Below are 12,733 nucleotides of genomic sequence, written 5' to 3' on the forward strand. Positions count from 1 at the left end.
CTCCTAAAGGGATCCAGGCTGAGGGGTGTTGGCTGGAGCTGGGCTGCCGCTGCCGAAGCGCTGACGCCAATGGCGGGCGATGTCGATCCGCCGGGCCATCCAGGCGGAGCCGGTGCCTGCCACATGGTTCAGGAACCGCTCCAGACCGGCGATCCGGCCGGGGCGGCCGATCAGGCGCGGATGGATCCCCACCGAGAGCATCGTCGGGTGGTGTTCGCCCTCCCGCGCCAGCCAGTCGTATGCCGCAATGCAGTAGCTGGCGAAGTCGTCCCCCTGCACGAAGGTGCCGCCGGCCATGAAGCGCATGTCGTTGGTGTCGAAGGCATAGGGCAGCACCACGTGCTCGCGGCCCGCCACCGACACCAGATAGGGCAGGTCGTCGTCGTAGGCGTCGGAGTCGTATGCAAAGCCGAAGTCCTCCACCAGCAGTTGGCGGGTGTGGGGTGAGGCAGCTCCCTTGGTGTGCCATCCAAGCGGCCGGGTGCCGCAGGCCCGCTCGATCGCTTCCACCGCAGCGGCGATCACCTCCCGTTCCCGCTCGACCGCCATGCCGGCATGGCGCTCCCAGCGGTAGCCATGGGCGGCCACCTCGTAGCCGCGCCCGGCGGCGTCTCGGCCAAGCCAGGGAGCGCGATCCATGGTTCGGCCCGCGGCACTCACGGTGCAGCTCACGCCGAAGCGCTCCAGCAGCCGCACGATGCGCCAGTAGCCGGCGCGGCTCTCGTAGCCGAAATGGGAGGAGAGTGCCGGATTGGGCGCCCCGGCCACCGGCTCCACGATGTCGTACAAGGATTCGTTGGTCTCGTCGCCGTAGGCGAGGGAAAGTTCGGCCCCGGCCTCAAGGTTCATCACCAGCGACACGGCCACGCGCGCCCCGCCCGGCCAGCTCGGGTCGGGCGGGGCGCCGCCATAGCCGCGCAGGTCGACCGCCAGGGGATCGGGTGTCATGGATGGGCTCCTCCAGGCCACCGCTCGGGCCGCCAGATCGTCTGGATCGCCAGCCATGCCGCCGCTCCGCACGCCAGGGCGAACAGGAACGGCGCCGCCGGCCCGGAGGCCGTGAGCTCACCACCGAGGAACGACACGCTCGCGGCGGCGAGGGTGAACACCGCCGTGGAGAAGCCCATCACCCAGCCCTGCTCCTCGGCCGAGGCGGAGCGGGAGTAGGCCGCCAGCAGGGTGGGATAGCCGATGCCGTGCAGGGCGCCGGCAGGCAGTAGCAGCGCCAGGGCCAGCGGGCCGGACGGCACCGCCACGAAGGCCGCGATCACGGCGCAGAGCAGCAGCGCCACCCAGCCCAGCAGTGCGCCTGACGACAGGCGGGCGTTGAGCGGCTCCACCAGCAGGCCGCTGGCCAGGGCAAGGCCGGTGCCGAGCAGGAACATGGCCAGGCTGGCCGCCTGGGTGCCGTAGCCGAAGCGTGCCGTGAGGCTGGCGGCGGCGAATACATAGAACCCCATGAAGCAGAGCATGTAGGGAAAGAACACGGCGGTGACCCGCCGCACGGCGCGCCGCTGCAGGCCACGGCCGAGTAGCTGACCCACCTCCAGTGGGCTGAGCCGCAGCGGCGCCAGGGCCTGGCGGGCATCGCGGAAGCTCAGCGCCACAAACACCAGCGCCACCAGGCAGAGCCCGCCGCCCACCATGAACGGCAGGGTGGGGGAGGCCCAGGGCCCCAGGATCGCCGGATCGGAGAACACTCCGCCAATGATCGGCCCGATCACCAGGCCGCCGCTCACACCCACGTTCACCAGGCCGAGGTTGCGGGTGCTCTCCGCCTCGCTGCGCGCCAGGTCGATCATCGCCGCGGCGGCGATCGGCTGGGTGCCGGCAGTGAAACCGGTGATGGCGCGGGACGCCACCAGGAGCGGGTAGCTCCGCAGCGGGATGGCAGCCGCGGCCAGGGCGTACCCCGCGAAGGCTCCCACCAGGCAGATCAGGATGCCCCGTTTGCGGCCGATGCTGTCGGAAAGTCGGGCCACATAGATCGAGCCGAACAGCCAGGTGAGGAAGAACGTGCCGATGGCGATGCTGTAGAGCAGCTCCGCCTGGGATCGGGAGGTTGCCACCGGCAGAAAACCGGAGCCGCTCTTCAGCAGCAGCGTGTCGAAGATCGGGAAGGCCAGCCCCTGGCCCATCACATCCACGAAGCACACCACCATCAGGGCGAATACGGCGAGCCTGAGGGAGCCGTCTGACGACCTGGGCCTGGCGGAGCCGGTCATGAGGAGAGAAGAGTCGGGTGGAGAATCAGCCTCAGCTTGGTCATGGCCTGGCGAACTGGCCGCCAGCGGTGAGACGATCCTGCGGGCTCTTGGCCGCGGCCTGGGGAACGGCGGAACCGGCCTGGGCCTGGGCATCTCCGCAGGGCAGGAACAGGGTCAGGGCAGATCCTTCGGCACGATGTCGATCACGATCGCCTTCGCCGGGGCATCGGTCTCGTTGCGCCACCAATGCACCACCCCGGCCGCTTCAAAGGCCACCTCCCCTGGAGCGAGCGGCTTCGGCTGGGCAGCAGGGGCGCGTCGCTCGGTCATCTCCCCTTCCAGCATCACGGCGACACCCGGGCGGCGTTCATGGCGATGCACGCCGATCTGGCCGCCGGGGGCAACGGTGATTTCGCGGGCGCGCAGCACGTAACCCTTCATCGCTGGGAAATCCTGCTCCAGATCCGTGGATCCGAGCAGGCGCACAGATCGAACCCCACGCGTTTCCTTCGGGGCACCGGGCAGGACGTGCTCCAGCCCCCGCCGCTCGTTCTCGGGAACGACCGCCCTGGCGTCAGCCCTGGCAGGCAGAGACCAGCCGGTTGTGATGCACGCAGCCAGGCAGACAAGGGCGGTCTTTGTCCAGCCTGCGGTCGTGGGATCTGTGGTGCAGATACGCATCGACGCAGCCAAGAATCTGATCCAATCCTGCCAGCCTTGGCGGATTGGTTCTCTCTACCTTGCGTAGCCCTGAACCAATGGCCATTCGATCAGCACGCCACACGTGCTCCTGCGAACTGTGCTCGAGCATCGCTCTGTGATTCCCAACGAATCGCAAGTTCGATGCCAAAACCCACGCTGCGAACGTGCTCCGACACAATCGAGATCAGGACGATTGCAGGTGCCGGCCCAGGCATGGGATTCCGCGACGCAGCCACGCGCCATGCCCACCCACCGAGGCACGCAACAGACTGCGGCAGAGCCCGCGCCCTCAGCCGCTGCGCGGGCGAACGATCCTCACCATCCGCCCCGATCACGATGCTGAGACCCCTGGCAGTTCTGCTGGCCCTGCACGTTGCTCAGCCGGTGGCGGCGCAGTTGCCCCAGGCTCCCGCAGCGGATCGAACCTTGCAGCGGCAGAGCCAGGCGCGGATCGAGCCCTTCCTGGCCGAGCTGGGCAGCCTGGTGGCGATCGACAGCGGCAGCGACCGGCCTCAGGGTCTGGACCGGATGGCCACCCACCTGGAGCAGCGGCTGCAGGGGCTCGGGGCCAGGGTGGAGCGGCACCCGGCCAGGCCCGCCGCCGGCGACACCCTGGTGGCGCGCCTCGAGGGGCGCGGCGATCGGGGCATCCTGCTGATGGTCCACTACGACACGGTCTTCCCGGACGGCGAGGCGGGACGGCGCCCATTCCGGATCGAGGCGGGCCGCGCCACGGGGCCGGGGGTGGCGGATGCCAAGGGCGGGGTGGTGATGATCCTGCAGGCGCTGGAGCTGCTCAGAACGCGCAACGGCAACGACCACACTCCGATCACGGTGCTGTTCAACCCCGACGAGGAGATAGGCTCACCGGGATCGGCGCCGCTGATTGCCGAGCTGGCCCGCCGCCACGCGGTGGTGCTTTCGTTCGAGCCGAGCCCGCAGAACGGCGTGATCGATGCCACCAAGGGCATCGCCTTCCTCAGCCTCGCGGTACGGGGCCGAGCGGCCCACGCCGGTGCCGATCCGGCCAGCGGCCGTAACGCGGCCGTGGAGCTGGCCCACCAGATTGTGGCCCTGCAGAACCTGGGCGACCCGGCCCGGGGCACCACGGTGAACTGGACGGTGCTGCGCAGCGGTGAGCGTCCCAACGTGATCCCCGCCGAAGCCACCGCCACCGCCGACCTGCGCTATAGTGATCCGTTGGAACTGGAGCGGGTGCGCCAGCAGGGGGAGCGAACCATCAGTCGCCGTCACATCCCCGACACCACCGCCAGCCTGACCCTCACGCCGCGGCGGCCGCCCTTCCCGCCCAATCCGGCAACCCAGGCGCTGGTACTGCGGGCCCAGGCGATCTTCCGCGAGCTGCAGCTGCCCCTCCCGGCGATCGCGATGGGGTTCGGCACCGATGCCGGCCATGCGTTCCAGAGCGGCAGCAGCTGCCCCGCCGTGCTCGAGGGCCTGGGCGTGGTGGGGGGCGACCTGCACAGCCCGGCCGAGTGGATGGATCTCGGCAGCCTGCCTGCGCGCCTCTATCTGGTGGTGCGGCTGCTGGAGACGCTGCCCAGCAGCGGCTGCGGGCCTTCGTGAACGCCATGCGCGGCAGAAGGGCGGTGGGTTGCGCTGTGTGTCACCGCCGGCGGAGCTGTGGCCGGGGGCGGGAGGATTCCGCCTCGCCAACGCCATCTCCCGGGCAGGAACTCCCTGGCCGATGGCACCCGCCAGAGACCCGCAGAGCATCCCTGTGCCACGCCATCGCGGGGCATCTACCTGCTCGCAGACCTGATCCTGATCCTGGTGAGTCTCTGGGGGTTCCGCCACTTCTATTTCCATGGGATGGCCTACCCGGGTCGGCCCATCACCCCGGGCATCTGCACCCTGGCGGCGATCCCCGCGACGGTCAGCCGAATCGACTGGATCAGCTTCCTCTACGGCCGCACCTGGCTGGCTCCCCTGTTCGGCCCGTTCCTCCTGGGATGAATGCCGAAGCATGCTCCCGCTGGCTGTATGTTGAGTCTGACTTGATGGCAAGCCCACCCGCAGTTGATGGAGTCGCCACGATAGGGCGCAAGGGACAAACAAGCCGACGGGAGAGTCGGGCTGCACAGTTGCAAAGAGTTCGCCGCAATTGAGTTTGGCATGTGGGCAAGGGACTGATGCGATACAGGGACCTACAGCCAGAGTTCCATGTCGAGGGCCTCTGGCCTTAGCTGGAGGGAGAGATAGGCGGAGCCCTGTGGGTGGGGCTGGGCGATTCTCGCGGGGCATGCTCTCGGGTGTGGTGATGGTGGCGACGACATGCAACACGGCCTGATCACACTTTTTGGCAGCCTTGCTGTCTGCACGCCCTGACGGAGTTGACCCGAATGAACTTCAGAGATGCCTGTCAGGGCGGCTTTCGCATTGAGACCTGCATCATCAATAACTTGTACCCGTTCAGGAGTCGGGACAGCTCGCAACGAACATCGGGCTTGCTGAACCCTTGACGGTGGCTTGATTCCTGGTTGCATCTCAGTAAGAGACTCCTTGCGATGACCACCCCACCGGCCGGGATTTCAGAAGCCGATTGGGCCGCCACCCCGGTGGGAGTGAAGGCTGGATTTCTTGAGCTGGTCAGTCAGTGCCAGAGGCAGCAACAGGAGATCGAGCAGCTCCGCATCCAGCTCACCGCCCTGGCGACCGAACTGGCCCATCTGCGCGAGCGGATCGGCCGCAGCTCCCGCAATTCTTCCAAGCCTCCCTCCAGTGATGGCCAGGGGTTTAGGCCGCCCGAACGACGCAAGGGCAGTGGCCGCAAGCGCGGCGGCCAGCCGGGCCATCCCGGATCTGGGCCGGAGCTGCTGCCGATCGAGCGGGTGGATGAGGTGGTCGAGCACCACCCCCAGGCCTGCCGCCGCTGCGGCACGTTGCTACAGGGTCAGGATCCCGAGCCCTTGAGGCACCAGGTGATCGAGATTCCACCGATCACGCCTCTGGTGATCGAGCACCGGCTGCACCGCCTGGTCTGCCCCTGCTGTACCACCAGCACCTGTGCCTCGTTACCGGCGGAGGTGGAAGTAAGCCATTACGGTCCCCGGCTCAGTGCTCTGGTGGGTCTGCTGGGTAGTGCCTTCCCGTTGAGTTTCAGCAAGACCCAGGCGCTGCTGGATCAGCTGCTGGGGGTACAGATCAGCCGGGGAGCGATGGCCACTATCCGCCAGCGCTTGAGTGCAGCACTGGAGCAGCCCATGCAGGAGGCCCTTGCGTTTGCCCGTCAGCAGTCGGTGGTCTATGTCGATGAAACCGGTGCCCCCACCGGTAATGCCGATGGGGGCAACCCCGATGGCCGGCGCGGCTGGGAGTGGGTCATGGTGACCGCCATGGGGGTGACAGTGTTCTTGCAGAGCCTGAGCCGCTCGGCTGCCGCCGCGATCGACCTGCTCGGGAATGCCTTTGGCGGAATTGTGGTGAGCGATCGCTTCTCCGCCTACAACCATCTCCCGCTGGAGCAGCGCCAGCTGTGCTGGGCGCACGTGATCCGCGATCTCACCGCCATCGCTGACCGTCAGGGCGCCAGCGGTGAGATTGGAGCGGAGCTGCTGGGCCTGCAGCAGCAGCTGTTTGCCCAGTGGCACCGCTACAAAGACGGAACGATCGACTGGTCCACGTTGCAGCAGGGCTGTCGGCCGATCCGCCAGGCGTTTGTGGGCACGCTGCAGCGGGTTGTGGAGCTGGGCTGCCAGCGCGGCGAGCGAACGCCGTGGGCCAAGACGGTGCGTACCTGCCATCAGTTGCTGCAAGTGAGCGATGGCCTCTGGACCTTCCTGGAGATTGAAGGGATCGAGCCCACCAACAACGCAGCCGAGCGTGCCCTGCGCCATTCGGTGATTCAGCGCAAGATCAGCCATGGCGTCCAATCCCGCCAGGGTGCAATCTGCCGCAGCAGGTTGCTCACGGTCACCACCAGCCTGCGGCAACAGGGCCGTGATATCTGGCAGTTCCTGGAGCAGGCCTTGATCGCCCATCATCGCGGCGGTGAGATGCCATCAATGTTGCCGAATCCCTGAGCCGGCCGTCATCGATCGTGGTGTCTGTGGTTGCTCGTTGATCAACGATCAGGGGTGGAATGCTGCGCTGCTGCGTCACGGCCCCTGAACGGATACAATAACTTTATGGTCCTGTTCAATCGAGACTTCTCGTTAGCCCATAGATTGGATGTCAGGAGTGGTTAGAACCAAACCCACCATGAACAAAGAACAAAGGAAACTGATTCAACGAGCCAAGGACTTCGCCAAGCCTTTCCGCGTCGATGACGGAGAGTCGTTCAGGCTGAAGGATATCGATCCCAACAATACGCTCCATCTTGAACAGGAGCACAAACCCCAGGCCAAGGAAGCTCTGGCCTTGGGCGTTGAGCTGCTGGCGGCGTTTCAGGACATGCTCTATGCCCAGGACCGCTGGGCTCTGTTGCTGGCCTTTCAGGCCATGGATGCTGCCGGCAAGGACGGCACCATCAAGCATGTGATGAGCGGGGTCAACCCCCAGGGTTGTCAGGTCAGCAGCTTCAAGGCGCCTTCATCTGTGGACCTGGATCACGACTTTCTCTGGCGCTGTAATCTCGCCCTGCCAGAGCGTGGGCGAATCGGCATCTTCAATCGTAGCTACTATGAGGAGACGCTGGTGGTGCGTGTCCATCCTGAGCTTCTGCATCAACAAACACTGCCGGAGCCGTTGATGGGCAAGGACATCTGGCAAGAGAGATTCCGCGATATCCGACACTACGAACAATACCTCTCCAATAATGGTGTGGTTGTGCGCAAGTTTTTCTTGCATCTCTCAAAAAAGGAACAGAAGAAACGCTTTCTTGAGCGGCTTGAGACTCCCGAAAAGAACTGGAAGTTCTCGGCCAATGATATCAAGGAGCGCGCCTACTGGGACGACTACATGAATGCCTACGAGGACATGATCCGAAACACCGCAACCAAGGTCGCCCCATGGTATGTCGTGCCAGCTGACAACAAGTGGTTTACGCGGATCGTGGTGGCGGCAGCCATCATTGAGACTCTGGATTCATTGGATCTGAAGTATCCTGTGGTCACTGAAGAGGCTCGTCAGCATCTCGAAGCCGCCAAGCAGCAACTACTCAATGAAGATAAAACCTGACTCTGACTCTGAATCTGCTGGCCAGCCTCTTGAGATACTGTCTTCAACCATGGAGTTGAGTCTCGAGCCCTGGTTCGATCCGATTGCTGGGTTGCCCAGTTGTCCAGACTCTGCTTAGCCTTTGGAGTCCATATCGATCTTTGACTTCAGCCGTTCCAGTTCTTCCCTCATCTCCTCGATCACCTGTCTGGAGTTGTCGATATTGCGGTCCACGCGACCGCGCTCTTCATCCTGGTAGTTGCGTAACGACTTGAGCATCAGCCCAGCTCCCCCTCCAATCATGAAGACCATGGCGATCAGGCTCCAGAGGCTGGCTGGTCTGAAGCTGAACAGGAGGCTCTGCAGTACGGCAGCTCCAATCGCGGCAGAGGATGTCCAGATCAGGAACCAGCCCAGTTTTCGGTAGACATCCGCCAGCAGGAAGGCAACTCCTGTTCCAAAGGGGATCATCAGCAGGCCGAATCCCTGGCCACTCCCAAATGCAAAGAGCCCACCAAAGAAGGATCCACCTCCCCGGTTCCATCCGCGCCCCGAGTGAATGCCAAAGCCGATCCCGGTGCTGGAACCCACGATCACCTGATTGGTGAACAGAAAGATCCCGGCTGCAAACAGAGCACTGCCAATCAGGAACAGGAAAAAGTCCTGGACGGGCTTTCGGGTCATGGATCGTCTCGTTTTCCTGGATGGAGCGCCTGGTTGGTGACCATGCTTCAGACTCTCAGCTGATCCAGCACCGAACGATCTTCCAGGGTTGAGGTGTCGCCGCTCACCTCTTCACCGGCAGCCAGGGCCCGCAGTATCCGGCGCATGATCTTGCCACTGCGGGTCTTGGGCAGGGCATCGGTGAAGCGGATCTCATCGGGTCGGGCGATCGGTCCGATCTCTTTCCCCACATGGGCGCGCAGCTCGGCGATCAGGGACTCCTCGCCCTCTTGGCCGGCATCGAGGGTCACGAAGGCGACGATGCCTTCGCCCTTGAGCTCGTCGGGTCGACCCACCACTGCCGACTCGGCCACGGCCGGATGGCTGACCAGAGCCGATTCGATTTCCATCGTGCCCAGACGGTGGCCCGAGACATTGATCACGTCGTCGACCCGGCCCATCACCCAGTAGTAGCCATCGGCATCGCGACGGGCGCCATCACCGGCGAAATAGAGCCAGCTGCCATCGGCTGGACGGATGTGCTCCCAATAGCTCTTGCGGAAGCGCTGCGGATCGCCATGCACTGTGCGCATCATCCCGGGCCAGGGACGACGCACCGCCAGATATCCGCCCTGATCCGGTCCCTGGGAGTTGCCCTCCAGATCCACCACATCGGCTGCGATGCCCGGCAGGGGCAGGGTGCAGGAGCCCGGCTTGGTGGGGATGGCGCCCGGCAGGGGGCTGATCATCACGCCGCCGGTCTCGGTCTGCCACCAGGTATCCACCACCGGGCAGCGGTCGCCGCCGATCACATCCCGATACCACATCCAGGCCTCGGGGTTGATCGGCTCCCCCACGCTGCCAAGGATCCTGAGGCTGCTCATGTCGTACTGGTCGGGCACAGTCCGGCCGTTTTTCATGAAGGCGCGGATGGCGGTGGGTGCGGTGTAGAAGATCGTCACCCTGTGCTTCTGGATCACCTCCCAGAAGGCTCCCGGTTTGGAGGGCCGTGGTGCGCCCTCGTACATCACGGTGGTGGCGCCATTGGAAAGGGGGCCGTAGACGATGTAGGTATGGCCTGTGATCCAGCCCACATCCGCCGTGCACCAATGGATGTCGTGCTCGCGCAGATCAAAGATCCACTGGAAGGTGAGATGGGCCCAGAGGTTGTAGCCGGCGGTGGTGTGCACCACCCCTTTCGGTTTGCCCGTGGATCCTGAGGTGTAGAGCACGAACAGGCGGTCTTCACTGGCCATCGGCTCAGCGGGGCAATCGCTGCTCTGGCCCTCGACCAGCTCGTGCCACCACTGATCGCGGCCGGAGGTCATCGCCACCTCCTGGTTGGTGCGCTGCACCACCAGCACCTGTTCCACGCTCGGGCAGGCGCCACCGGCCAGGGCCTGATCCACCGCTGGCTTGAGGGCTACGGCCTTGTCCTTGCGGAAGCCGCCATCGGCGGTGATCACCGCCTTGGCGGCGCCATCGTTGAGCCGATCCCGCAGGGCATCGGCGGAGAAGCCGCCGAACACCACCGAATGGGGGGCGCCGATGCGGGCGCAGGCCAGCATGGCGATCGCCGCCTCCGGCACCATCGGCATGTACAGGGCCACCAGATCGCCCTTGCCGATGCCGAGCGCCTTGAGCGCATTGGCCGCCTGGCACACCGCGGCGTGCAGCTGCCGGTAGGTGAAGCGCCGCTCATCGCCGGGCTCTCCCTCCCAGATCAGGGCTGTCTTGTCGGCTCGGGGGCCCTCCAGGTGCCGATCGAGGCAGTTGAAGCTGAGGTTTGTGGTGCCCCCCTCAAACCAGCGGGCGAAGGGAGGGTTGCTCCAGTCGAGCACCGTGTCGAAGGGCTCGAACCAGTGCAGGTGCTGGCGTGCCTGCTCACCCCAGAAGGCATCGGGATCGGCTTCGATGCGTGCCACCAGGGCCTCGTAGGCCTCCATGCTGCCGATGGCGGCGGAAGCGGCCAGCTCCGCTGGCGGCGCGAACACCCGCCCCTCCTGGAGCACGGATTCGATCGTGGTTTCGCCCATCGCAACCAACCTGCCGGCCAGATGGCATTCAAGCGAGGCGCCCCGGACGGCGGCTGTGGGGTGACACGCTTGTTCAAGTGTGCAGGTCCAGGCTGCGGCTGCGGGAGGCTGCGGGGCTGCGGCTGTGGTGATGCGGCTGCAGTGAAGCATCCTCAGGCGCGAGGATGCGCTGATGCCTCCCCCTGCCGCCTGCCTGTTCGACCTGGATGGTCTCCTGCTCGATACCGAGCCCCTGCACGGCCGGGCCTGGCGCGAGGCGGCCTGCCATTTCGGTGGGGATCTCACCGAGGCCCAGCTGCTCGATCTGCGGGGTCGGCGGCGCCCCGATTGCGCGGAGCAGGTGCGGAGCTTGCTGCCGGGGTCTGTGAGTGTGGAGGCTTTGCTGGCGGTGCGCCAGCCGATTGCGGAAGCCCTGCTGGGCCAGGCCCTGCCGATGCCCGGTGCCCCCGAACTGGTGCAACGCTGCCACCAGCTCGGCATCCCCATGGCCCTGGCCACCAGCAGTGCAGAGGCCTCTGTGGCGATCAAGGCCGCTCCCCATCCCTGGCTCTCACTGATTGTGGAGCGGGTGTATGGGGACGATCCGGAGCTGCGCCAGGGCAAACCGGCACCGGACATCTTCCAGCTGGCTGCCCAACGCCTGGGGGTGAACCCAGGCGACTGCTGGGCCTTTGAAGACTCCCAGGCCGGTTGTCGCTCGGCCCTGGCGGCTGGCTGCCACGTGCACGTTCTGGTGCCACCGGGATCCGCCTGCACGGCTTACCCTGCCGGCGTGGTGTGCCTGACGTCCCTGGAGCAGGTCCATCTGTCCTGAGCGTTCTCTGTCGCGGCTCCTGCCACAGCTGGCCGCTCTGATGATGGTCGGGTCCTGCGGGCTGGGCCCGACGTCGTTTTTCCCTCTTCGCGCTGTGAAGCTGCCCTCGGCTCCTCCTGATCTGCAGGTGCGCGGCACACTCTTCACCACCCATCATGATCGGGTGTCGCCCGCCTGTTCCTGGCGTTTCTGGTATCTGCAGCACAGCAAGAAGGTGTGGTTCCGGGTGCCGGATCCGGAGCGGGTTCGGCAGAAGCGCCCGGTGTTCACTTACCAGGGCAGTCCGATCCTGCATGTGAGCGAAGTTGGAGCCGCTCGGGGGCGCCACGTCTACGCCGGTCGACCTCCGGTGGTCTGGGGTGATTCCGTGGGCTATGGCTGGGCCAGGGGTCCGCAGGACACCAACCTCTTTCTGGAACTCTGGACACGCTGGACCTGGCTGCATCCAGAGGCCTGTGGCCGGCCAGACTGGTTCCGCGTTGATCTGTTCGCTCCACCGGCTGGTCCCGATGCCAATTCAGGGCATTCAGCTCACCGGGGCTGAGCTCAGGCGTTCTCAGCCCAGGCGTTCGTCATCGCAGGCAGTCTCAGTCCAGGGGGTGCTCCAGCACCAGCACATTGCCGCCGTCGGGAAGTCCGTCGTAGCGGATGGACCAGCCGAAATCCTGCTGCAGTTTGCGCAGCATGATCAGGCCCCAGTGAGCATCCCGCATCGGCAGGATCGGCAGGCCGTCGTCATCGAGGCTGGGAAGATCCTCTGAGCCATCATCAGAGTCGGCCCCCTCCTCCGGTTCGCTCCAGGCCGCTTCCATGTCAAACGGATCGCCCTGATCGTGGATGCAGAGCCGTAGGGTGCCGCTAGTGCAATCCAGGCGCACCACCACCTCCGGTGGCGGCAGGAGGGTGGCATGGGCGTGACGCACCGCATTGGTGAAGGCCTCCACCAGGGCTGTCTGTGCCTGGATCCACACCATGGGATCCACCCCGGCGGGCTGTTGTTGCTCGAACCAGTCGAGCAGCTCAGCAATGACATCGAGGTGGCTGGCGAAGCGACGCTCGCGATCGCCGCCGGGGCCTGGTAGAGCCATGGATCAGGCGGCTCCGGAACGCTTGCTGAAGATCACCAGGAAGGTGCGCACGATCAGCTTGAGGTCATAGGCCAGGCTCCAGTTCTCCTGATAGCGCAGATCCAT

The 12,733-nt window shown here is 65.4% G+C and carries 13 protein-coding genes; 6 read left to right on the plus strand and 7 right to left on the minus strand.

Annotation, left to right across the window (positions count from 1 at the left end):
* Positions 1–3: 3 nt before the first annotated feature.
* From H8F24_RS14960 to H8F24_RS14970, 3 genes are all read right to left on the minus strand, one after another.
* The gene (locus H8F24_RS14960; RefSeq protein ID WP_197170114.1) at positions 4–948 is read right to left on the minus strand and encodes a polysaccharide deacetylase family protein; all 945 of its coding nucleotides are present in this window, start codon (positions 946–948) and stop codon (positions 4–6) included.
* Positions 945–2,225 carry an MFS transporter gene (locus H8F24_RS14965; RefSeq protein ID WP_231597872.1) on the minus strand — a complete coding sequence of 427 codons (1,281 nt, stop codon included), beginning with the start codon at positions 2,223–2,225 and terminating at the stop codon, positions 945–947. Before H8F24_RS14965 ends, H8F24_RS14960 begins: the two co-directional genes overlap by 4 nt.
* A 156-nt stretch (positions 2,226–2,381) precedes the next feature.
* Entirely contained in the window at positions 2,382–2,888 is a 507-nt protein-coding gene (locus tag H8F24_RS14970; RefSeq protein ID WP_197170115.1) for a cupin domain-containing protein, read from the minus strand.
* A 357-nt stretch (positions 2,889–3,245) separates the two neighbouring features.
* Between H8F24_RS14970 and H8F24_RS14975 the strand changes: the two genes are divergently transcribed.
* The 4 genes from H8F24_RS14975 to H8F24_RS14990 all read left to right on the plus strand — a co-directional run bounded on the left by H8F24_RS14975 (position 3,246) and on the right by H8F24_RS14990 (position 8,048).
* Positions 3,246–4,496 (plus strand): glutamate carboxypeptidase, encoded by a 1,251-nt coding sequence (locus H8F24_RS14975; RefSeq protein ID WP_197170116.1) that lies wholly within the window; start codon positions 3,246–3,248, stop codon positions 4,494–4,496.
* A gap of 207 nt (positions 4,497–4,703) precedes the next feature.
* Positions 4,704–4,886, plus strand: coding sequence for a hypothetical protein (locus tag H8F24_RS14980; protein ID WP_197170117.1), 183 nt, complete (start codon positions 4,704–4,706; stop codon positions 4,884–4,886).
* 551 nt (positions 4,887–5,437) lie between these two features.
* Positions 5,438–6,952 carry an IS66 family transposase gene (locus H8F24_RS14985; RefSeq protein ID WP_197170118.1) on the plus strand — a complete coding sequence of 505 codons (1,515 nt, stop codon included), beginning with the start codon at positions 5,438–5,440 and terminating at the stop codon, positions 6,950–6,952.
* A gap of 178 nt (positions 6,953–7,130) precedes the next feature.
* Positions 7,131–8,048 (plus strand): polyphosphate kinase 2 family protein, encoded by a 918-nt coding sequence (locus tag H8F24_RS14990; RefSeq protein WP_197170119.1) that lies wholly within the window; start codon positions 7,131–7,133, stop codon positions 8,046–8,048.
* A 114-nt stretch (positions 8,049–8,162) separates the two neighbouring features.
* Here the strand turns inward: H8F24_RS14990 and H8F24_RS14995 are convergent, their stop codons facing one another.
* Both H8F24_RS14995 and acs read right to left on the minus strand, forming a co-directional pair.
* Positions 8,163–8,624 carry a hypothetical protein gene (locus H8F24_RS14995; RefSeq protein WP_197170120.1) on the minus strand — a complete coding sequence of 154 codons (462 nt, stop codon included), beginning with the start codon at positions 8,622–8,624 and terminating at the stop codon, positions 8,163–8,165.
* A gap of 134 nt (positions 8,625–8,758) precedes the next feature.
* Positions 8,759–10,726: an acetate--CoA ligase gene (acs, locus tag H8F24_RS15000; protein ID WP_197170121.1), complete on the minus strand. Its 1,968-nt coding sequence runs from the start codon at positions 10,724–10,726 to the stop codon at positions 8,759–8,761.
* 172 nt (positions 10,727–10,898) lie between these two features.
* Here acs and H8F24_RS15005 point away from each other — a divergent pair, with 172 nt between their 5' ends.
* Entirely contained in the window at positions 10,899–11,540 is a 642-nt protein-coding gene (locus H8F24_RS15005) for an HAD family phosphatase (RefSeq protein ID WP_197170122.1), read from the plus strand.
* 127 nt (positions 11,541–11,667) lie between these two features.
* Complete coding sequence (locus H8F24_RS15010) at positions 11,668–12,084, plus strand: hypothetical protein (protein WP_197170123.1); 417 nt, start codon at positions 11,668–11,670, stop codon at positions 12,082–12,084.
* A gap of 43 nt (positions 12,085–12,127) precedes the next feature.
* On the opposite strand, the gene H8F24_RS15015 is transcribed toward H8F24_RS15010, so the two are convergent.
* Together H8F24_RS15015 and H8F24_RS19670 are read right to left on the minus strand one after the other, a co-directional pair.
* On the minus strand, positions 12,128–12,628 hold the full coding sequence (locus H8F24_RS15015; RefSeq protein ID WP_197170124.1) for an ATP-binding protein: 501 nt from the start codon (positions 12,626–12,628) through the stop codon (positions 12,128–12,130).
* 3 nt (positions 12,629–12,631) lie between these two features.
* Complete coding sequence (locus tag H8F24_RS19670) at positions 12,632–12,733, minus strand: sugar transferase (protein WP_231597873.1); 102 nt, start codon at positions 12,731–12,733, stop codon at positions 12,632–12,634.

It is taken from the genome of Synechococcus sp. CBW1002, assembly GCF_015840915.1.
Classification (GTDB): domain Bacteria; phylum Cyanobacteriota; class Cyanobacteriia; order PCC-6307; family Cyanobiaceae; genus CBW1002.